Genomic DNA, 21,229 nt, shown 5'->3' with positions numbered 1-21,229 from the left:
TCCCCAACGGACGTTTTAGATGACGCGAATTCCCAGCCGCCGCCTGCTTGCACTTGCCCTGTCCGCGGCCCTTACCGCCCCCGCCTGGGCCCAGACCATGCCGCAGGCGCCCTCCGCGCAGCCGGCGGCCAGCGGCGCGTTCACCGTCTCGGACATCCGCATCGACGGCCTGCAGCGCATCGGCGCGGGCACGGTGTTCACCTACCTGCCGATCGAGCGTGGCGACACCATCGACCAGGCCCAGGTCGGCGAGGCGGTCCGCGCGCTGTATCGCACCGGCTTCTTCGAGGACGTCCGGGTCGGCCGCCAGGGCGACATCCTGGTCGTCGCGGTCACCGAGCGCCCCGCGATCAACCGCCTCACGCTGACCGGCAACAAGGACATCAAGACCGAAGACCTGCAGCGTGGCCTGGCCGACATCGGCCTGTCCGAAGGCGACACCTTCGACCGCCTCGCGCTCGACCGCGTGACCCAGGAACTGACCCGCCAGTACAACAACCGCGGCAAGTACAACGTCACCATCACCCCGACCGTCTCGCAGCTCGACCGCAACCGCGTCGACGTGACCATCGCGGTGGACGAAGGCAAGGCGGCGAAGATCCGCCACATCAACCTGGTCGGCAACGAGACCTACGACCAGGAGACGGTCACCGACAGCTGGGAGTCGTCCGAGAGCAACTGGCTGAGCTGGTACCGCCGCGACGACCAGTATTCGCGCGAGAAGCTTTCCGGCGACCTCGAGAAGCTCAACAACTTCTACCTCGACCGCGGCTATGTCGATTTCTCCATCGACAGCACCCAGGTCGCGATCAGCCCCGATCGCCGCGACATGTACCTCACCGCCGGCCTGACCGAGGGCGAGATCTACACGATCTCCGGCGTCGAGGTCACCGGCGACACGATCCTGCCGAAGGAACAGATCGAGGAGCGCGTGTTCGTGCGCGAAGGCCAGACCTTCTCGCGCGCGCTGCTGGAGCTGAGTTCCGACGCGATCGTCGCCACGCTGTCCAACATCGGCTACGCGTTCGCGCAGGTGAACCCGATTCCGGACGTGAACCGCGACGACCGCACGGTGGCCATCAACATGCAGGTGGTGCCGGGACCGCGCGTCAACGTGCGCCGCGTGGTGTTCAAGGGCAACACCCGTACGTCCGACGAGGTGCTGCGCCGCGAGATGCGCCAGTTCGAAGGCAGCTGGTACTCGCAGGCCGCGGTCGACCGTTCCAAGGTGCGCCTGCAGCGCCTGGGCTTCTTCGAATCGGGCAGCGTCAACGTCGAGACCCAGCCGGTCCCGGGCAGCGACGACCAGGTCGACGTGGTGTTCAACGTCAAGGAAACCGCGTCGGGCAGCTTCGTGTTCGGCCTCGGCTATTCGCAGCTCGCCGGCGTCACCACGTCGGTGCAGCTGTCGCAGAACAACTTCCTCGGCAGCGGCAACCGCGTGTCGATCGAGGCCAGCCGCAACGTCTACCTGCAGCGCTACGCGTTCTCCTACCTCAATCCGTACTTCACCGACGACGGCATGTCGCTGGGCTACAACCTGTGGTGGCGCGAGTTCGACAACTCCGAGTTCAACACCGCGCAGTACTCCTCGACCAACGCCGCGGCGCAGATGTTCTTCGGCGTCCCGATCACCGAGAACGACAGCATCTCGCTGATGTTCGGCATCGACCGCAACGAGATCTACGCCTGGCGAGGCGCCACCCCGGATTCCATCGTCGACTACATCGACGCGTTCGGCTCGCGCACCTTCAATTCCTGGCGCACCGAGCTCGGCTGGGCGCGCGACAGCCGCAACGACTTCCTGCAGCCCACGCGCGGCACCTACCAGCGCGTCGGCCTGGAGGTCACGTTGCCGGGCTCGACCGCCGAATTCTTCAAGCTCAACTACGAGTTCTCGAAGTACTGGCCGATCACCCGCGCCCTGGTGCTCAACACCCGCGCCGAGGTCGGCTACGGCGACAGCTACGGCGACGATGTCACCCGCAATGTCTGCTTCAATCCGCCGGTGCTGGTCGATCACGACAATGATCCGGCCACGCCGCCAATCGTCCAGCCGGGCGCTGACCCCTCCGACCCGTGCGGCCCGGGCTCGCCGGATTACCTGCGCACCATCACTGCCAGCGGACTGCCGTTCTTCGAGAACTTCTACGCCGGTGGCACGCGCTCGGTGCGCGGTTTCCGTGACAACACCCTGGGTCCGCGCGAGTCCGCGGAAGGCAGCGGCTACCTGCAGCCGATCGGCGGCGCGTTGAAGACCGTGGGCTCGCTGGAAATGTACTTCCCCACCCTGCTCGATTCGCCGGCCGCGCGCATCTCCGCGTTCGTCGACTTCGGCAACGTGTTCCGCGACCTCGACGCGTTCGACGCCAAGGACCTGCGCATTTCCGCCGGCGTCGCTCTGATGTGGCGTGCGCCGGTGGGCCCGATCTCGATCAGCTACGCGATTCCGCTGGAATCGCAGAAGGACGTGTTCGGCGGTGCGGGCGACCTGATCCGTCGCGGCGACGAAACCGAACGCCTGCAGTTCAGCTTCGGCGGCGCGTTCTGACGCGCCGCAACTCGACGATGGACATGCAACACCACACCGCCGCCGATCTTGCGCGGCGCTTCGGGCTGGAACTGCGCGGCAACGGGGATACCCACGTAACAGGCGTCGCGCCGCTGTCGCGCGCCACCGCGTCCGAACTCAGCTTCCTGTCCAACCCGCGCCTGCGCGACCAGCTCGCCGGCACCGGTGCCGGCATCGTGGTGCTGCGCGAGGACGACGCGGCCGCGTTCACCGGTACCGCGCTGGTCGCGCGCGATCCCTACGTGGCCTACGCGAAGATCGCGGCACTGTTCGAGCCGAAACGCCCGTTGCGCCCCGGCATCCACCCGAGCGCAGTGGTCGATCCGACCGCACAGGTCCATCCGGGCGCCGAAGTCGGCCCGTTGGCCAGCATCGGCGCCCGCACCACCATTGCCGCCGGTTGCGTGGTCGGCCCGGGCTGCGTGGTCGGCGAGGACTGCCATCTCGACATCGACTGCGTGCTGGTCGCCCGCGTCACCCTCGACCGGCGTGTGCGACTCGGCAAGCGCGTGCAGATCCAGCCCGGTGCCGTGCTCGGCGCGGAAGGCTTCGGCATGGCGATGGAGGATGGCCGCTGGATCAAGGTGCCGCAGCTCGGCGGCGTGGTCTGCGGCGATGACGTCGAGATCGGCGCCAACACCACGGTCGACCGCGGCGCGCTCGACGACACCGTGCTGGAGGAAGGCGTGCGCCTGGACAACCTGATCCAGATCGCCCACAACGTCCACGTCGGCGCGCATACCGCGATGGCCGGTTGCGTCGGCATCGCCGGCAGCACCCGCATCGGCCGCCATTGCCTGATTGCCGGCGCGGCCGGCATCGCCGGGCACCTGGAGATCTGCGATCGCGTGCTGGTCCACGCGATGTCGATGGTGTCCAGCTCGATCAGCGAGCCGGGCGAATACTCGTCGGGGATGCCGGCCATGGCGACGCGCGACTGGCGCCGCAATGCCGCGCGTTTCCGCCAACTCGATGCGCTCGCGCGCCGCGTCGGCGCGCTGGAGAAGGGAAAGGAATGAGCGACGAATTCAAGCTGCCGATCGAGCACGACGGCGTACAGAAGCTGCTGCCCCACCGGTACCCGTTCCTGATGATCGACCGCGTGGTCGAGTACGAGCGCGGCAAGCGCGTGCTCTGCCACAAGAGCGTGAGCGGCAACGAGCAGTTCTTCCAGGGCCACTTCCCCGGGCGTCCGGTGATGCCCGGCGTGCTGGTGATCGAAGCGCTCGCACAGGCCGGTGGCGTGCTCAGCCATCTGGACCTCGATGCCACCCAGCGCGGGGGGCTGTCATACCTGGTGAAGGTGGACAAGGCCAAGTTCTCGCGCATGGTGATGCCCGGTGACCGCCTGGAGCTCGAGGTGCAACTGAAGCGCGCGATCCGCAACATGACGCTCTACTGCGGCACCGCCCGCGTCGACGGCAAGGAAGTCGCCTGCGCGGAGATCCTCTGCGCCGAGGCGCGTAGCTGACATGGCGGCGGGCGCGACGATCCATCCGAGCGCGTTCGTCGACCCGCGGGCGCGCCTGGGTGAAGGCGTCGAGATCGGCGCGTTCACGCTGGTCGGCGCCGACGTCGAGATCGGTGACCGCACCCGCATCGGGCCGCACTGCAGCATCCACGGCCCCACCCGCATCGGCCGCGACAACCACATCCACGGCCACGCGGCCATCGGCGGCGAACCGCAGGACAAGAAGTTCCACGGCGAGCGCGTGGAGCTGGTGATCGGCGATGGCAACACGATCCGCGAGTTCGTCACCATCAACCGCGGCACCGGCGACGGCGGCGGGATCACCCGCATCGGCGACGACAACTGGCTGCTGGCCTACACCCACGTGGCGCACGATTGCATCGTCGGCAGCCACTGCGTGTTCTCCAACAACGCGACGCTGGCCGGCCATGTCGAGGTCGGTGACCACGTGATCCTCAGCGGTTTCGTCGGCGTGCACCAGTTCTGCCGGATCGGCATGCATGCCTTCATCGGCATGGGTGCCTTCGTCAACGGCGACGTCCCGCCCTTCGTGATGGTGGCGCAGGACGGCTACGGCCGCCCGCGCGGCATCAACAGCGAGGGGCTGAAGCGGCGCGGCTTCGATCCCGCCCGCACCGCGGCGATCAAGCGCGCCTACCGTGCGCTCTACATGGGTGGCGGCTCGCTGGAGGAGGCGCGCGCAAGGCTCGCCGAACTCGCTGCGGAAAGTGACGACGTGCGCGCCTTCCTCGCGTTCGTCGAAGCCGGACAGCGGCCGTTGCTAAGATGACCGGCCCGGCCCGGAACCACGCGCGCCCGTGAACACCACGCCCACGACCGCAGCCTCTCCGGCCACCGCAACGCTTCACTCCCCGCTCCCGGCCACGTTGCCGCGGGCACCGCGTTTCGCGCTGGTTGCCGGCGAAGCCTCCGGGGACCTGCTCGGCGCCGGCCTGGTCGACGCGCTGCGCGCGCGCTTCCCGGGGGCCACGTTCGCCGGGGTCGGTGGCGATGCGATGCGTCGTGCCGGTTTCGATGCGTGGCATGACGCCTCCGAACTCGCGGTGATGGGACTGACGGAAGTCCTCGCCCACCTGCCCAGGCTTTTGCGCCTGCGTGCCGGCCTGCAGCAACGCATCCTCGCTTGGAAGCCGGACGTGTTCATCGGCATCGATGCACCGGACTTCAACCTCGGCCTCGAGCGGCGCCTGAAACAGCGCGGGCTGCGCACCGTGCATTACGTGAGTCCATCGGTATGGGCGTGGCGGCGCGGCCGCGCGGCGAAGCTCGGGCGCAGCGCGGACCGGGTGCTGTGCCTGTTCCCGATGGAGCCGCCGATCTACGCGAAATACGGGGTCGATGCGCGCTTCGTCGGCCACCCGATGGCCGACGAAATGCCGCTGGAACCGGATCGACGCACCGCGCGCCAGCGGCTCGGCCTGCAGAAGCAGGGTCCGGTGCTGGCGGTGTTGCCGGGTTCGCGCCAGGGCGAGGTCGCGCGACTGGGGCAGGTGTTCCTCGACGCCGCCGCGCTCGTCGCCACCGCCATGCCCGGCCTGCAGGTCGTGGTACCCGCGGCCAACCCCGCCTGCCGGCAGATGCTCGACGCACTCGCCGCCGCCTCCCCGCTACGCGGTGACGCGCTGCGCATCATCGACGGCCAGGCGCGCGAAGCGATGGTGGCCGCGGACGTGGTGCTGCTGGCTTCGGGCACCGCCACGCTGGAAGGCCTGCTGGCGAAGCGACCGATGGTGGTGGGCTACCGGGTGTCGCGGACCACGGCGGCGATCGTGCGCGCGCTGGGGCTGCTCAAGGTCGACACCTACTCGCTGCCAAACGTGCTGGCGGGAAAGCCGGTGGTACCCGAACTGATCCAGGAAGACTGCACCGCGGAACGGCTGTCGGCCGCGGTGCTGGGGTTCCTGCACGATCCGGCCGCGGCGGCCGCACTGGAGCCGTGCTTCGCGGGGATCCACCGCACCCTGCGCCGCGATGCCTCGGCGCGCGCGGCGGATGTCATCGAAACGCTGATCGACCGCCGCTGAGCCATGCGTACGCGAAACGGCTGACGCAGTCAGTTCGCCGTCCTTGTCGCGCCGCACCGTCGCCGATACCCTGCCCGCGTGCACCGTCGCCCGCTCCCGATTTCCGTTCCGGTCCATGCCAGCGCCCGTGGCCGGCGCCGCCTGTCCCGGGGCGTGGCCCCATGACGACGGCGGATGACTGGATCCTCGGCGTCGACGAGGCCGGGCGTGGCCCCCTCGCCGGGCCGGTGGTGGTCGCCGCGGTGGTATTCGATCCCGCGCGGCCGCGCATCAACGGCCTCAACGACTCCAAGCAGCTGACCGCGGAACGGCGCGAGGCGCTGTATGCGCGCATCGTCGAGCGCGCACTGGCATGGAGCATCGTGTCGGTCGACGTCGACGAGATCGACCGCATCAACATCTTCCACGCCACCATGCAGGGCATGCGCCGTGCGCTGGAAAACGCCATCAGCGGGCTCGAACGCGAGCGCTGCGTGGCGCGTATCGATGGCAACCACCTGCCCAAGGCCCTGCCCTGCCGTGCGGAAGCCTGGGTCGACGGGGATGCACGCGACCGCGCGATCATGGCCGCGTCGATCCTCGCCAAGGTGGCGCGCGACCGCGCGATGGTGGCCTTGCATGCCGACCACCCGGTGTACGGCTTCGACCGCCACAAGGGCTATTCCACGCCCGAGCATCTCGCCGCGCTGCGCACCCACGGACCCTGCGTGATCCACCGCCGCAGCTTCGCCCCGGTGCGCCAGGCGGCGACGCCGGCGCCGGTCTGCGCCGACCTGTTCGACAGCGCGCTGATCCCGGCCTGACGGGCCCGAGGTCGCCCCGCTCCGTGCGCGGGCTCGCCGCTGGCGCTGCCCCGCCATTCCACGCCGCGCGTGGCTAGCGCGGCTCGCTGACGCCGCCGGAGCCGGCGGTGGACGCGGACGCCGACAGATGGATCACGCCGGTGGCGAAGTCACGTGAATCCACCGGCGCGTCCTCGGCGACGATGCGATAGACCCACGATCGCGCCCTCTGCGCCCGCGGCGCCTGCCAGCTGATGACCACGACAGTCTGCGCGCTCGCCTCCAGCGTGAACCCGTCCTGCCGGTCTACCGGTGCAGGCAGCGCTTCCGGTGCCGTGGGGACGAACGGCAGGAACTCGATGTCGTCATCGCCGCGGCCGTCGACGGCGTGGAGCCGCAGCGGGCCGACGCCGGCCTGCCGGCAGATCCACACCAGTTCGACGTCGTCTCCCACGTCCAGCAGCGGCGAGTCGACGGCGCCCCGGCCCTGCGGGTCGACCAGAACCTCAATGAACCTGTGCATGCGGCTCTCCCTTGTTGCGCCCGGAAGCTCCGGGCGTGGTGGAGTCGACGCCGGCGCCAACGCCGGCATCGACGAACGGGTTGCTGGCGAACCGTTGCGCGGGTACCCCGGCCGCGGTGGCGGCGGCAACGCGCGTGGCCACCTCGGCCGTGCTGCCCGCGAGCGAGAACGTCTGCGCATTGATCGCGGCCACTTCGCCCGGCTCGCCGCCGAGGCGCTCGGCCTCGAGCGCGCGCTGGCGCGCAGCCTGGTGATGGCCGAGGGCGGCCTCGTACCAGCCCAGCGCCGCCTGCGCCTTGGCGTCGTCGGGCTTGAGCGCCAGATAGGCGATGGCGAGGCTGCGTGCCTGTTCGTACCGCGCCGCCGACTGCGCCGCGGTCACCGGGTCCGCCCGCAGGGCGTCGGCCAGTGCGCCCCAGACCCAGAAGTCCTCGTGGTCGAACTCCAGCGCGCGTTGCATCAGTTCAGCGGCCCTGGGGTAGTCACCGGACTGGAACATCAGGATGCCGTAGTTGAGGTAGGCCTCCTTGCCCGGACGGATCGCGAGTGAACGGTTGAACGCGTCGGCCGCCTCGCGGTGGCGGCCGGCATTGAGATACATCCCGGCAAGGCTGCTCCAGAGGTTCTCGTCCTCCGGACGCAGTGCGACCGCCTCGCGATAGGCCTGGATCGCGGGACCGGTGCGACCGGCGAGGAACTCGCGATAGCCGATCCTGGCGATGATCGAGGCGTCGCCCGGCCGCATCGCGCGGGCGCGCCGGTACTCGGCCATGGCCGCGTCGGTGTTCCCGTCGGCGTCGTGCAGCAGGCCCTGGCGCAGGTGCACCTCGGCCAGCAGGCCCGGGTCCTGCGCCGCGCGTGCATAGCGCGCACGTGCCGCATCCGGTTCGCCGCGCTGGCGGTGGATGTCGCCCAGCAGCAGGTCGACCCGGCGCCACTCCGGCGCCAGCCGCTGCGCGGCGACGCAGGCCGCCTGCGCCCGCCCCAGGGCCGAGGCATCGCGCGCACTGGAGAACCGCCACAGCTCGGACCGGCAGATGCCGAGTTCCGCCGCGGCCAGCCCGGCGTCCTCGCCCAGCGCCTGCCGGAACAGCGAGATCGCCGCCTGTGCATCCTCCTCGCCGCCGCTGCGGCGCAGGTGCTGCAGGCCGCGCAGGTAGATGTCGAACGCCGCCACGTTGCGGGTCGGTGCCAGCCGCTGTTCGAGCCGGCGGCCGGTATCGGGCATCACCGTGACCAGCGCCGAGGCCACGTCCTGGGCGATCTCCCCCTGCGTCGCGAAGATGTCGTCGAGCACCCGGTCGTAATGGCGGCTCCACAGCGTGTAGCCGGTGGCGGTGTCGGCCAGGCGCGCGCTGATGCGCACCCGTCGGCCGTCGCGGCGCACGCTCGCATCCAGCACGGCGGCCACGCCCAGCCGTTCGCCGAGCGCACGGGGGTCGCGTTCGCCATCCAGCGCGCCGGGGCTCATCAGCGCGGCCACCGTCAGCCCGGGCACGCCGGCAAGCGCGTCGTGCATCTCCACAGCCAGGCCTTCGGCGAAGTAGTCGTCCTCGCGGTTGCTGCCGAGGTTGGCGAACGGCAGCACGGCGACCGACGCCGCTCGCGGTGCCGGCGCGCGCTGGCTCCACCAGCCGAGTGCGACCAGCAATCCCACGGCCGCAAGCCACGGCCACCAGCCGGCCCAACGACTCCTCGGTGCCGGCGCGGTGCGGGGCGGCTGCGGCGGGTGTTCCTCCGGGCGATCGCCCTCGGGCCCGGATGCGGCGTCGTCCACCTCGACCACGGCGATGAAGCGGTAGCCGAGGCCGTGCTGGGTCTGGATGCAGTGCGGGTGGTGGAAATCGTCGCCAAGGACATGGCGCAACTGGGCGATGGCCCGCGCCAGCACGCCCGGGGTGACGTGCCGGTGGCCCCATACCGCATCCAGCAGGGCATCGCGCAGCACCAGCTCGCCCGCGTGCCGCAACAGATGGACCAGCACCGCGAACGCCTTCGGCTCGAGCGTGAGGGGCTCGCCGCCGCGCTCCAGGACATGCGCCGGCACGTCGACCACGCAATCGCCGAACCGGTAGCGCTCCGGCCCGTGGCCGGCCCCGCCTGCGGCGTGTTCGTCCGGCATCGTCCTACCCTCATGGCCTCCTCATCGATCCGTCATCAATCCGTGTGGAACCCGCATGGCGCCATCGCGACCGGGCCGGCCGTGTGCGGGACGCTGGCATTGCGCCGGAGTCCACGGCGCTACCTCTCCCGGAGCACACCTCATGTATGCCAACGACGAAATCGCGCAGACCCTGCCATTCCCGCAGGTCCTCACCCAACCCTATGCCGGCCGATGCCGCCGCAGCCATGTCGCCGGCGCCGTGCTCGACCCCGGCAGGCTCGACAGCTTCAACGCACTGCTCGGTCAGCTCGGACGCTCCCACCCGCTGCAGGCCGACCAGATCGCCACCGCCGCGCGGATCCTCGCCCACGCCACGGCCGGCGCCAACGACGCGCCACCGTGCATCCGTCACCGGCTCGATCTCGCCGGCCAGCTGGCACCGATGGTCGGTGACCGCGCCTGGGCCGTGGACGAGGCGATGCTGCCCCCTGCGCTCAGCGTGCTTGCCTACCTCGGCGACAGTGCCGACCTGATTCCGGACGACCTCGCCTGCGTCGGTCGCCTCGACGATGCGCTGGTGATCGATGCCGCCTGGCCCCGGCTGGCGGCGGAGGTCGCCGGCTTCGTGGACTTCTGCCGCCTGCGACGGCTGGAGGCACAGTGGCTCGGCAGCCCGGAGACCGCGTTCCGTTTCGATCGCAACGACTGGAAGGCCGCGCGCCTGGCCGAGGCGACGCTGAACGCGCATCGGGACCGGGTGTGGCTGTCGAGCTATGTGCCCGCCGGCGGGGCGCGCTTCCAGGTCCACTGAACCGGTGTCGTGCGTTCCGCCAGCGACAGGCCGGCGTCGGGATGATGCGGGCTGCGCCCGGTGTCCGTCGCGCGGCCCGGGGACTGTCAAGTCTTGTCCCCCCCGGGCCACGCGCCTACGCTGGCGGGTCGACGCAACCACCGTCCGATGTCCAGCCGCTTCGTCCATCTCCACCTGCACAGCGAGTTCTCGCTCGCCGACTCGACGATCCGCATCCCGCAGCTGGTCGCGCGTTGCGCTGCGTTGAACCAGCCGGCGCTGGCGGTGACCGACCGCAACAACCTGTTCGCGCTGGTCGGCTTCTACGGCAAGTGCGAGGCCGCCGGCGTCAAGCCGATCGCCGGCGCCGACGTGATGGTCGCCGCAGGTGACGAGCCCGCGTATCCGGTCACGCTCCTGTGCCGCAACCGCGCCGGCTACCTCAACCTCTCGCGCCTGCTCACGCGCGGCTGGCTGGAAGGCCATCGCAACGACGGCGTGGTGGTGCGCCCGGACTGGCTGAAGGCGCATGCCGGCGACCTGTTCGCACTGGTCGGCCGCCATACCGAGGCCGGGCGGCTCGCGGCGACCGGCAAGCACGAGCTCGCGCTGGGCTGGCTGGCCGACCTGCAGACGGCGTTCGACGATCGCCTCCACCTGGAACTGACCCGCACCGGCCGCGATGGCGAGGCGCAGTTCAACGACTTCGCCCTGCATGCCTCGTCGGTGCGCGGGATTCCCGTGGTGGCCAGCAACGACGTGCGCTTCCTCGATGCCGACGGCTTCGAGGCGCACGAGGCACGGGTGTGCATCGCGTCCGGGCGCGTGCTCGACGATCCGCGCCGCCCGCGCGACTACAGCCGCGAGCAGTACCTGAAGTCCAGCGAGGAAATGGCGGAGCTGTTCGCGGACATTCCCGACGCGATCGACAACACCGTCGCGCTGGCGCAGCGCTGCAATGTCGAACTGGGCCTGGGCACGTACTACCTGCCGCAGTTCCCGGTGCCCGACGAACACACCCTCGACAGCTGGATCCGCAAGGAAGCGCGTGACGGGCTGGAGGAGCGGCTGGCGAAGTATCCGGTGGCCGCCGGCCATACCCGCGAAAGCTATGCCGAGCGGCTGGAGATCGAGCTCGACGTCATCACCAAGATGGGGTTCCCAGGCTACTTCCTGATCGTCTCCGACTTCATCAGGTGGGCCAAGGAGCACGACATCCCGGTGGGTCCGGGGCGCGGCTCGGGCGCCGGCTCGCTGGTGGCGTGGGCGCTCAAGATCACCGACATCGACCCGCTGCCCTACGACCTGCTGTTCGAGCGCTTCCTCAACCCCGAACGCGTGTCGATGCCGGACTTCGACATCGACTTCTGCATGGACCGCCGCGACGAGGTGATCGACTACGTCGCCGCGAAATACGGCCGCGACCGCGTCAGCCAGATCATCACCTACGGCACCATGGCCGCGAAGGCGGTGGTGCGCGACGTCGGCCGCGTGCTCGGCTATCCGTACGGCATGGTCGACGGCATCGCCAAGCTGGTGCCCAACGTGCTCGGCATCTCGCTGTCGGACGCGATGGGCCGCACCGACAAGTCGCGCAGCGACGAGGCCTGGCGTTCGCCGGAACTCATCCAGCGCTACCAGGACGAGGACGAGGTGCGCGACCTCATCGACCTCGCGCTGCAGCTGGAAGACCTCACCCGCAACGCCGGCAAGCACGCCGGCGGCGTGGTGATCGCGCCCTCGCCGCTGTCGGACTTCTGCCCGCTGTTCGCCGAACACGACGAGGGTGGCCGCGGCCGCAACCCGGTCACCCAGTTCGACAAGGACGACGTCGAAGCCGTGGGCCTGGTCAAGTTCGACTTCCTCGGCCTGCGCACGCTCACGATCATCGACTGGGCGGTGAAGGCGATCAACGTGCGCCGTGCTGCCAGCGGAGAGGCACCGCTCGACATCGCCGCGCTGCCGCTCGACGACAGGGCCGCCTACGAACTGTTCGCGCGTGGCGACACGGTGGCGGTGTTCCAGTTCGAATCGCGCGGCATGCGCGAACTGCTGAAGCGCGCGAAGCCGGATACGTTCGAGGACATCATCGCGCTCGCGGCGCTGTTCCGCCCCGGCCCGCTGGGCTCGGGGATGGACCGCGACTGGGTCGACCGCAAGCACGGAAATGCCGAGGTCACCTATCCGCACCCGCTGCTGGAGCCGGTGCTCAAGCCCACCTACGGCGTCATCGTCTACCAGGAACAGGTGATGCAGATCGCCCAGGTCCTGGCCGGCTATTCGCTGGGCGGCGCCGACCTGCTGCGCCGCGCGATGGGCAAGAAGAAGCCCGAGGAGATGGCCAAGGAGCGCGCCAAGTTCGAAGCCGGCGCGGCGGAGAACGGCGTCGACCCGAAGGTCGCCACCGGCATCTTCGACCTGATGGAGAAGTTCGCCGAGTACGGCTTCAACAAGTCGCACTCGGCGGCGTATGCGCTGGTGGCCTACCAGACCGCCTGGCTGAAGGTGCATTACCCGGCCGAGTTCATGGCCGCGGTGCTGTCGTCGGACATGGACAACACCGACAAGGTGGTCGGCTTCCTCGACGAGGCGCGCGCGCTGAAGCTCGAGGTGCTGCCACCGGACGTCAACGCCTCGGCGTACATGTTCGAGGCCACCGACCCGGCCACCATCCGCTACGGCCTGGGCGCGGTGAAGGGCGTTGGCCGCGGTGCCTGCGAGGCGATCGCCGCGCAGCGCGCGACCGGCGGGCTATTTGCCGACCTGCTCGATTTCTGCCGCCGCTGCGAAGGCGCGCGGCTCAATCGGCGCACGCTGGAGGCGCTGATCCAGGCCGGCGCCCTGGATGCGCTGGGCAGCAACCGCGCCTCGCTGATGCTGCAACTGCCCGAGGTGCTCAAGGCCTGCGACCAGCTCGCGCGCGAGCGCGCCGCGGGCCAGGTGTCGTTGTTCGGTGGGCCGTCGGAATCGGCGCCGATCCACATCGACCTGCCCCGGACCAGCGAATGGCCGCTGGCGCAGCTGCTCGCGGGTGAGCGCGAGACGCTGGGCCTGTTCCTCAGCGGCCACCCGATGGATCCCTACCGCACCGAGCTGCGCGAACTGCTCGGCCACCACCTCGGCGAACTGGATGCGGTGTGGGCGGCGCGTCCCGATTCCGGCCGCGGCGGCTGGCGTCCCGAGGTGACCACGATCATCGCCGGGCTGGTGGTGGGCATGCGCAAGCGCGGCGACACCCAGGCCTTCGTGCAGCTGGAGGACGGGCATGGGCGGCTGGAGTGCGCGTTCTTCGCCGAGGCCTGGCAGGAGTTCGCGCCACTGCTCACCCGCGACCGCATCCTGATCGTCGAGGGCGGCCTGCGCGAGGACGAATTCAGCGGCGGCTTCGCGCTGCGCGCGCGCCGCGCCTGGGACTACCTGCAGCTGTGCCCGCAGATCGCGAAGCGTGTCGCGCTGCGGCTGGACCTGCGCAAGCCCGGCCTGCTGCAGGACGTCGAACGCCTGCTCGACGCCCACCGTCCCGGCGAAACCCCGTTGCGCTACGACCTCACCGTGCCCGCCGGCGCTGCCGGCACGCTGGAAGTCAACGGCGCGCATTCGGTGCGCGTGGACGCCGACCTGATCGGCGCGCTGCGCGCCCGCGACGGCGTGCACGTGCGGGTGGCGATGTCGCGCCCGTGGGCGAATGGCTGACCGGTCCCTACCCCGCGGTACGGGCCACATCGCACCTACACGCTAGACTGTCCGACTTTTCCGGCCGAGTCCCGCCGATGAATCCCAACTACCTCGACTTCGAGCAGCCCATCGCCGATCTGGAAGCGAAGCTCCAGGAGCTGCGCCAGGCCAGCACCGGTTCCGCGGTCAACGTCGACAACGAAGTGCACGCGCTGCAGGACAAGATGCGCCGCCGCACCGCGCAGATCTTCCGTGACCTGTCGCCGTGGCAGGTGTCGCAGCTGGCCCGCCATCCGGCGCGTCCGTACACGCACGACTACATCCACCATATCTGCGACGAGTTCCAGGAACTCGCCGGCGACCGCGCCTACTCGGACGATCTCGCCATCGTCGGTGGCCTCGGCCGCATCAACGGCCGCAGCGTGATGATCATCGGCCACCAGAAGGGTCGCGACACCAAGTCCAAGGTGCGCCGCAACTTCGGCATGCCGCGCCCCGAGGGCTACCGCAAGGCGCTGCGCCTGATGAAGATGGCGGAACGCTTCGGCCTGCCGCTGATGACCTTCATCGACACCCCCGGCGCCTATCCGGGCATCGGTGCCGAGGAGCGCGGCCAGTCGGAAGCGATCGCGCGCAACCTGATGGAGATGGCCGAGCTGAAGACCCCGATCATCTGCACCGTGATCGGCGAAGGCGGCTCCGGCGGCGCGCTGGCGATCGGCGTCGGCGACCGCACGCTGATGTTCGAATACAGCACCTATTCGGTGATCTCGCCGGAAGGTTGCGCGTCGATCCTGTGGAAGGATGCCGGCAAGGCGCGCGACGCCGCCGAGCAGCTCGGGCTCACCGCCAGGCGCCTGCACGGGCTCGGGCTGGTCGACAAGGTGATCCGCGAACCGATCGGTGGCGCACACCGCAATCCGCGCCAGACCGCGATCCGGCTGAAGTCCGTGCTGCTCAACGAACTCGACGCGCTGGAAGCGCTGCCGATGCCGGAACTCCTGCAGCGCCGCTACGAGCGCCTGCGCGGCTACGGGGCGTACGAGGCAGCCTGAGCCTCACCACGCCCGCGCGTACTGCACGGGCACCGGCGCCTCGACACCCAGCTCGCGTGCGGCATGCTGCGGGAAGTACGGATCGCGCAGCAGTTCGCGGCCCAGCAGCACCATGTCGGCCTCTTCGCGGGCCAGCACGTCCTCGGCCTGCGCGGCGCTGGTGATCAGGCCGACCGCGCCGGTGGCGATGCCGGCGGCGCGGCGGATCGCACCGGCGAACGGCACCTGGTAGCCCGGGCCGAGCTCGATCCGCTGCCACGGCACCAGCCCGCCGCTGGAGACGTCGACGAGGTCGACGCCTGCGTCGCGCACGCGCCTGCACAGCGCGATGCTCTGCTCGGGATCCCAGCCGCCCTCTGCCCAGTCTGTAGCCGAGATCCGCAGCCACAGCGGCAGGCGTTCCGGCCAGACCTCGCGCACCGCCGTGATTACTTCCAGCGTCAGCCGGATGCGCTGCTCGAAACCGCCGCCCCAGGCATCGTCGCGCCGGTTGGTGAGTGGCGACAGGAACTGGTGCAGCAGGTAGCCGTGTGCGGCGTGGATTTCGACGAGTTCGAACCCCGCTTCCAGCGCGCGTTGCGCGGCGGCGCGGAAATCGCCGATGACCCTGTCGATGCCGGCCGCATCCAGCATTGCAGGCTCGGGATAGCCGGCGTCGTAGGTGCCCACGGAAGGCGCCACCACCTGCCAGCCGCCGGCATCCACCGGGACCGCATCCCGGCCTTCCCAGGGCGCCCGGGTGCTGGCCTTGCGGCCGGCATGCGCGAGCTGCACCGCAGGCACGGCCCCGTGCGCACCCAGGAACGCGGTGATCGGTGCCCACGCCTCCGCCTGCGCGACGTTCCACATTCCGGTATCGGACGGCGAGATCCGCCCTTCCGGCGATACCGCGGTGGCCTCGGCCATCACCACGCCGGCCCCCCCCACCGCGCGACTGCCCAGGTGCACCAGATGCCACGCGCCGGGCAAACCGTCCGTGGCGCTGTACTGGCACATCGGCGATACCGCGATGCGATTGCGCAGGACGAGGGAACGTTGGGCGAACGGTGCGAACAGCCGGCTCATCAGGATCTTCCGCATGGGGACACGGCACTCTAGCGAAGCCGCCGGCATGGGGGATGCGGTTGGCGGATCGCAGCGCCGCGGGCGTGGCACCATGCGCGGATGCCTGCATCCGTCGACCTGCCGCAGTGGATCCCGTCCGGCGTCGCCGGTCCGGTACTGGTCGGTTTCAGCGGCGGCCTCGATTCCACCGTGCTGCTGCATCGTCTTGCCGTCGACCGCGACGTGCGCGCGCAGGGGCTGCGTGCGGTGCATGTGCATCACGGTTTGCAGCCGGCCGCGGACGACTGGGCCGCGCATGCCGTGCAGACGTGCGCGGCGCTCGACGTGCCGCTGGAGATCCACCACGCACGGGTGCAGCGCGATGCCGGACACGGCATGGAGGCAGCCGCACGCCACGCGCGCTATGCCGCCTTCGATGCGCGCCTGCAACCCGGCGGGATCCTGGCGCTTGCCCACCATCTCGACGACCAGGCCGAGACCTTCCTGTTGCGTGCGCTGCGGGCCTCCGGCGTTGAGGGGCTGTCGGCCATGCGCCCGTGGCGCGCGCATGGCACGGGCTGGCTGTGGCGCCCGCTGCTGGCGACGCCGCGCGCGCACCTGTTCCACCAAGCGCGCGACCAGGCGCTGCTGTGGATCGAGGATCCCAGCAACGCCGGGCTCGATCCGGACCGCAACTTCCTCCGCCATGCGGTGTTGCCGCGATTGCGCGAGCGCTGGCCGCACGCCGCGGAGGGCCTCGCCCGCAGCGCCGGCTTCGCGGCGCAGGCCAGCGATCTGCTGGCCGCGGACGATGCGGAAGCGTTCGCCGCGGCACGCTGCGATGACCCTGCAGTCGTGCGCGTGGATGTGCTGGGCACGCTGCCGGCAGCCCGGCGCGCGCGCGCGCTGCGGCACTGGATCGCGACACTCGGGCTGCCGCCGTTGCCGGCCAATGGTGTGGCGTGCATCGAACAGATGCTCGCCAGCAAAGCGCGCGACGGCGACGCCTGTTTCGACTATGCGGGCACCCGCGTCCAGCGCTGGCGCGGCCTGCTGCACGCGGGACCAGTGCGTGCGCCGTTGCCACCGGATCTCGATCTCACCTGGGATGGCACCTCGCCGCTGGCCCTGCCTGATGGCGGCGCGCTGCGGCTGGAAGCCGACGCGCTGGCGCTTCGCTTCGATGCGCCGTTGCGGGTGCATGCGCGCCGTGGCGGCGAGCGCATCCGCCTGCCCGGGCGCGGTCACCACCACAGCCTGAAACAGGTGCTGCAGATGCTCGACGTGCCGCGCTGGGAACGCGCGCATCTGCCGTTGCTGTCCACTGCGGACGGCAGCCTTCTCGCGGCGGGCGACCGCGTGCTCTCCGCCGGGTTCGACCAGTGGCTGCGGACGCGCCACGCGCGGCTGCGCTGGACCCCACCAGGAAGTCGCTGACGCCTGCATCGCCAGCCCACGGTCACGAAGCCGTGGTCGATTCGGCCTAGAATGCGCGCATGGCACGCAAGCACACTTCCGACCCCGCCCTCCCCGCCGACGGCGCCGACAGCACGTCGCCGGTGAGCGAATTCGAGCAGTCGCTCCAGCAGCTCGAAGCGCTGGTGGAGCGCATGGAAGACGGCGAACTCGGCCTCGAGGATTCGCTGGCGGCCTACGAGCGCGGCGTGGGTCTGTATCGCCGCTGCCAGCAGGCGCTGGAGCAGGCGGAACTGCGCGTGCGCCTGCTGAGCGATCCCGGGCAGCCCGACAGTGCCGAGCCGTTCCCTGCGGCTGGCGACGATGTCTGAGATGGCAGCGGCCGACCCCGGCCGGTTCGACGCCTGGAGACAGCGTGCCGACCGTGCGATCGGCAGCGCCCTCGCCACGCTTGCCGACAGCGAGCCGCGCCTGCTGGCGTCGATGCGCCACGCCACGCTGCTGGGCGGCAAGCGCATGCGCCCGCTGCTGGTCTATGCCACCGGCACCGCCTTCGGGGTTGCCGAGGACGCGCTGGATCCCGCTGCCGCCGCGGTGGAGCTGATCCACGCCTATTCGCTGGTCCACGATGACCTGCCGTCGATGGACGACGACGCGCTGCGCCGCGGCCAACCCACCGTGCACGTGGCATTCGACGAGGGCACCGCGGTGCTGTGTGGCGATGCGTTGCAGTCGCTGGCATTCGCCGTGCTCGCCGACGCGCCGCAGCCGCCAGCCGCGCGGGTGGCGATGCTGCGCGAACTCGCGGTGGCCGCAGGCGCCGGCGGCATGTGCGGCGGCCAGGCACGCGATCTCGCGGCGACCGGTGCAGGCATCCTCGATATCGCCGCGCTCGAACGCCTGCATGCGATGAAGACCGGCGCACTGCTGCGCGCCGCGGTGCGCCTCGGCGCGCTTGCCGCGGATGTCGATGCGGGGACCGCGGTGCGACTCGACGCCTTCGCCGACGCGCTCGGCCTCGCCTTCCAGATCCGCGACGACCTGCTCGACGTGGAGTCCGACAGCGGCACCCTCGGCAAGACCGCCGGCAAGGATGTCGCCCAGGACAAGGCCACCTTCCCGGCGCTGATCGGCGTCGAGGCCTCGCGCGAGCGTCTGCAGTCGCTGGCCGCTACGATGGACGAGGCGCTGGCGCCGTTCGGCGAACGCGCCACGGCGCTGGCAGCGCTCGGGCGCCACGCGATCACCCGCAACTACTGATCGCCGTACCCGGCGGACGCCGGGACGTCCGCCCAAGCCCGCTTCAATCAAGCAGGCGGATGGTCAGCGGATAACGGTACTCCTCGCCGTTCCACGCCCTGACCGCAGCGATGATGCTGCACACCAGCCACATCAGTGCGATCGCCGCGATCACCATCAGCAATGCCAGCCCGGCCGGCAGCGTGAGGATCACGCCGAGCCCGAGGGTCAGCACGGTCAGCCCGACCAGCGCCGCGGCGATGCCGCAGGCCACGGCCGCGTAGATCAGCATGCTCAGGTTGAAATTCACCGCCTCGCGCGCGTGGCGGGCGATGAATGGCGAATCGTCGCGCTTGAGCAGCCAGATCGCCCCGGCCCCGACGACGCCCGCCACGCCGACCAGCCAGCTGGTCATCAGTGCCAGCGCCAGGGCGGTGACGTGCGCGGCCATGGCCCAGCCGCGCTCACTCGACGTGGTGATCGATTGGATGTGTGCCATGACGGTCCTCCTGCCGGGCGCGGACATCGCGCCCCGGCAACCATCATGGGTCCGCGACAGGCGCGGTCCAACCCAACCGACGACCTATGCGCACGCAGGCGCGTGCGGCGTCATTTCACCAGGCGGATCGCGAACGGGTAGCGGTAGGCGACGCCATCGTTGGCCTTGATCGCGGCGATGATGATGAAGACCAGCGCCACCAGCCCGACGATCGCCATCAGCGGCAGGGTCAGCAGGAAGCCGATGCCGAAGGTGAAGATGCCGACCAGGAACAGGATCAGCATGATCGCGGCGACGGTGATGTTGAAGTTCAGCGCTTCCTTCGCCTGGTCACCGACGAAGGGCATGGTTTCGCGCTTCATCAGCCAGATCACCAGCGGCCCGAGGAAACAGCCCACGCCTCCCGCCCAGCCAGCGGTAACGAGCCCGCCCAGCAATGCGGACAGGTGGGCGAACATCGCCCACTGGCGCTGTTCGGCAGCGATGCCGCTGGCATTGACGGGCGTCGGTGCATCGTGGTCGTACGGTGCGTTCATGTCGTTCCCCTGGCGCGCGGGTCCCGTGCCCACGCGGCGCGCCGACCGGGGGACGATGGAGAGGTGCTCCGTCCGACAGCCTAACGTCATTCGGCCCCGGCCACGGTCATCCGCTGCAGCAGGATCGGTCCGGTGCGGATGTGCGAACGCGGATCCCATTCGCTGCCGACGGCCTGGATGTTGCGGAACATCTCGCGCAGGTTGCCGGCGATGGTGATGCCATCGACCGCGTGCACGATCACGCCGTTCTCCACCCAGAAGCCCGCCGCGCCGCGTGAGTAGTCACCGGTCACGCTGTTGACGCCCTGCCCCATCAGCTCTGTGACCAGCAAGCCCCGGCCCATGTCGCGCAGCATCGAGGCGAGGTCGCCGGCGTTGGCGGCGAGCTCCAGGTTGTGCACGCCGCCGGCATTGCCGGTGGTCTGCAGGCCGAGTTTGCGCGCGGAGTAACTGCCGAGCACATAGCGTTGCAGCACGCCGCCGTCGACCAGCGCCGAATCGCGCGTGGCCACGCCTTCGGCATCGAAAGACGACGAGCGCAGACCGCGCGGAAGAAATGGCTGCTCGTGGATCGCGAACCAGTCCGGGAACAGCTGCTCGCCGAGGCTGTCGAGGAGGAAGCTCGCACGCCGGTACAGCGCGCCGCCCGATACCGCGCCGAGCAGGTGGCCGACCAGCGAGCGCGCCATTTCCGCCGAGAACAGCACCGGCATCGTGCCCGTGGGCACGGGACGCGGATCCAGGCGCGCCAACGCGCGCCGCGCCGCTTCGCGGCCGACCGTAACCGGTGCCTGCAGGTCCGCTCGCGACAGAGCGAACGTGTACCAGCCATCGCGCTGCATCGCCTCGCCCTCGCCGGCGATCAGTGCACAGCCGACGCTGTGGTGGGTTTCGCGGCTGCTGCCGACGAAGCCGTGCGAGTTCGCGTACACCGATACCGCTGCGCCGCTGCCGACCGAAGCGCCGTCGGAATTGTCGATGCGCGGATCGGCGTCGCGACCGGCCTGCTCGCAGGCGAGCGCGATCTCCACCGCTTCGTCGGCGTCCAGCGCCCACGGATGCCAGCTGTCGAACTCGCGCAGCAAGGTCGCCATCAGCGCGGGATCGGCAAGCCCTGCGGCGGGATCGTCCTCGGTGTAGCGCGCGATCGCGCAGGCCTGCTCGACGGTGGCGACCAGGCTGTCCTCGCGCAGGTCGGCGGTGCTGGCGCTGCCCTTGCGCTGGCCGAAGTACACGGTCAGCGCAACGCCGCGATCGCGGGTGGCCTCGACCGTCTCGACCTCGCCCAGGCGCACGCCGACGTTCAGGCCCTGCTCTTCCGAACACGACACCTCTGCTTGGCTGGCACCGCGCGCGCGGCAGAGATCGAGCGCGCGCCGCGCCACCTCTTCGAGTGCGGCGATGCGCTGCCGGCTGTCGTCGGTGCCCTGCTTCGGGGAAGTCACTGCGTCCAATGGATTATCCTTTGATGATTGACG

18 protein-coding genes are annotated in these 21,229 nt (G+C 70.3%); 12 read left to right on the top strand and 6 right to left on the bottom strand.

Features of this window, described 5'->3' with window-relative positions:
- The first annotated feature begins 19 nt into the window (after nucleotides 1–19).
- From bamA to E5843_RS05645, 6 genes are all read left to right on the top strand, one after another.
- Entirely contained in the window at nucleotides 20–2,551 is a 2,532-nt protein-coding gene (gene bamA / locus E5843_RS05670; protein ID WP_141065763.1) for an outer membrane protein assembly factor BamA, read from the top strand.
- A gap of 17 nt (nucleotides 2,552–2,568) precedes the next feature.
- Nucleotides 2,569–3,591, top strand: coding sequence for a UDP-3-O-(3-hydroxymyristoyl)glucosamine N-acyltransferase (gene lpxD, locus E5843_RS05665; protein ID WP_141065762.1), 1,023 nt, complete (start codon nucleotides 2,569–2,571; stop codon nucleotides 3,589–3,591).
- Entirely contained in the window at nucleotides 3,588–4,043 is a 456-nt protein-coding gene (fabZ, locus tag E5843_RS05660; RefSeq protein WP_134673093.1) for a 3-hydroxyacyl-ACP dehydratase FabZ, read from the top strand. Before lpxD ends, fabZ begins: the two co-directional genes overlap by 4 nt.
- Before the next feature lies 1 nt (nucleotide 4,044).
- Nucleotides 4,045–4,833 carry an acyl-ACP--UDP-N-acetylglucosamine O-acyltransferase gene (gene lpxA / locus E5843_RS05655; RefSeq protein ID WP_134673092.1) on the top strand — a complete coding sequence of 263 codons (789 nt, stop codon included), beginning with the start codon at nucleotides 4,045–4,047 and terminating at the stop codon, nucleotides 4,831–4,833.
- A gap of 28 nt (nucleotides 4,834–4,861) precedes the next feature.
- Entirely contained in the window at nucleotides 4,862–6,088 is a 1,227-nt protein-coding gene (gene lpxB, locus E5843_RS05650) for a lipid-A-disaccharide synthase (protein WP_141065761.1), read from the top strand.
- A 161-nt stretch (nucleotides 6,089–6,249) separates the two neighbouring features.
- A complete protein-coding gene (locus E5843_RS05645) occupies nucleotides 6,250–6,891 on the top strand; it encodes a ribonuclease HII (RefSeq protein WP_136412076.1) in 642 nt (213 codons plus the stop codon).
- Nucleotides 6,892–6,964: 73 nt separating this feature from the next.
- On the opposite strand, the gene E5843_RS05640 is transcribed toward E5843_RS05645, so the two are convergent.
- Both E5843_RS05640 and E5843_RS05635 read right to left on the bottom strand, forming a co-directional pair.
- Nucleotides 6,965–7,393, bottom strand: coding sequence for a hypothetical protein (locus E5843_RS05640; protein ID WP_136412075.1), 429 nt, complete (start codon nucleotides 7,391–7,393; stop codon nucleotides 6,965–6,967).
- Nucleotides 7,377–9,515 carry a winged helix-turn-helix domain-containing tetratricopeptide repeat protein gene (locus E5843_RS05635; RefSeq protein ID WP_141065760.1) on the bottom strand — a complete coding sequence of 713 codons (2,139 nt, stop codon included), beginning with the start codon at nucleotides 9,513–9,515 and terminating at the stop codon, nucleotides 7,377–7,379. The genes E5843_RS05640 and E5843_RS05635 overlap by 17 nt, the downstream gene beginning before the upstream one ends.
- Nucleotides 9,516–9,657: 142 nt before the next feature.
- On the opposite strand from E5843_RS05635, the gene E5843_RS05630 reads away from it, so the two are divergent.
- The 3 genes from E5843_RS05630 (at nucleotide 9,658) to E5843_RS05620 (ending at nucleotide 15,017) form a co-directional block, all read left to right on the top strand.
- Nucleotides 9,658–10,308 carry a hypothetical protein gene (locus E5843_RS05630; RefSeq protein WP_134673084.1) on the top strand — a complete coding sequence of 217 codons (651 nt, stop codon included), beginning with the start codon at nucleotides 9,658–9,660 and terminating at the stop codon, nucleotides 10,306–10,308.
- A 147-nt stretch (nucleotides 10,309–10,455) separates the two neighbouring features.
- The gene (gene dnaE / locus E5843_RS05625) at nucleotides 10,456–13,980 is read left to right on the top strand and encodes a DNA polymerase III subunit alpha (protein WP_141065759.1); all 3,525 of its coding nucleotides are present in this window, start codon (nucleotides 10,456–10,458) and stop codon (nucleotides 13,978–13,980) included.
- Between the two features lie 77 nt (nucleotides 13,981–14,057).
- Nucleotides 14,058–15,017 carry an acetyl-CoA carboxylase carboxyltransferase subunit alpha gene (locus E5843_RS05620; RefSeq protein WP_136412073.1) on the top strand — a complete coding sequence of 320 codons (960 nt, stop codon included), beginning with the start codon at nucleotides 14,058–14,060 and terminating at the stop codon, nucleotides 15,015–15,017.
- A 3-nt stretch (nucleotides 15,018–15,020) separates the two neighbouring features.
- On the opposite strand, the gene E5843_RS05615 is transcribed toward E5843_RS05620, so the two are convergent.
- A complete protein-coding gene (locus E5843_RS05615) occupies nucleotides 15,021–16,082 on the bottom strand; it encodes an NADH:flavin oxidoreductase/NADH oxidase (protein WP_136412072.1) in 1,062 nt (353 codons plus the stop codon).
- Nucleotides 16,083–16,181: 99 nt separating this feature from the next.
- On the opposite strand from E5843_RS05615, the gene tilS reads away from it, so the two are divergent.
- The 3 genes from tilS to E5843_RS05600 are packed head-to-tail and all read left to right on the top strand — an operon-like array spanning nucleotide 16,182 to nucleotide 18,737.
- The gene (gene tilS, locus E5843_RS05610) at nucleotides 16,182–17,498 is read left to right on the top strand and encodes a tRNA lysidine(34) synthetase TilS (protein ID WP_141065758.1); all 1,317 of its coding nucleotides are present in this window, start codon (nucleotides 16,182–16,184) and stop codon (nucleotides 17,496–17,498) included.
- 59 nt (nucleotides 17,499–17,557) lie between these two features.
- Nucleotides 17,558–17,848, top strand: a complete 291-nt coding sequence (locus E5843_RS05605) for an exodeoxyribonuclease VII small subunit (protein WP_141065757.1) — start codon at nucleotides 17,558–17,560, stop codon at nucleotides 17,846–17,848.
- Between the two features lies 1 nt (nucleotide 17,849).
- Nucleotides 17,850–18,737, top strand: coding sequence for a farnesyl diphosphate synthase (locus E5843_RS05600; protein WP_136413045.1), 888 nt, complete (start codon nucleotides 17,850–17,852; stop codon nucleotides 18,735–18,737).
- 43 nt (nucleotides 18,738–18,780) lie between these two features.
- Here the strand turns inward: E5843_RS05600 and E5843_RS05595 are convergent, their stop codons facing one another.
- The 3 genes from E5843_RS05595 to pmbA form a co-directional block, all read right to left on the bottom strand.
- Nucleotides 18,781–19,215, bottom strand: a complete 435-nt coding sequence (locus tag E5843_RS05595) for a DUF4870 domain-containing protein (RefSeq protein WP_166815910.1) — start codon at nucleotides 19,213–19,215, stop codon at nucleotides 18,781–18,783.
- Between the two features lie 110 nt (nucleotides 19,216–19,325).
- Nucleotides 19,326–19,751, bottom strand: coding sequence for a DUF4870 domain-containing protein (locus E5843_RS05590; RefSeq protein ID WP_279631944.1), 426 nt, complete (start codon nucleotides 19,749–19,751; stop codon nucleotides 19,326–19,328).
- Between the two features lie 86 nt (nucleotides 19,752–19,837).
- A complete protein-coding gene (pmbA, locus tag E5843_RS05585) occupies nucleotides 19,838–21,205 on the bottom strand; it encodes a metalloprotease PmbA (protein ID WP_141065756.1) in 1,368 nt (455 codons plus the stop codon).
- Between the last annotated feature and the right edge of the window lie 24 nt (nucleotides 21,206–21,229).

This window comes from Luteimonas yindakuii, from assembly GCF_004803715.2.
GTDB classification, from domain to species: Bacteria; Pseudomonadota; Gammaproteobacteria; order Xanthomonadales; family Xanthomonadaceae; genus Luteimonas; species Luteimonas yindakuii.
The sequence above is the reverse complement of the archived record's forward strand: the minus strand, read 5'-3'. Positions and strand labels throughout refer to the sequence as shown.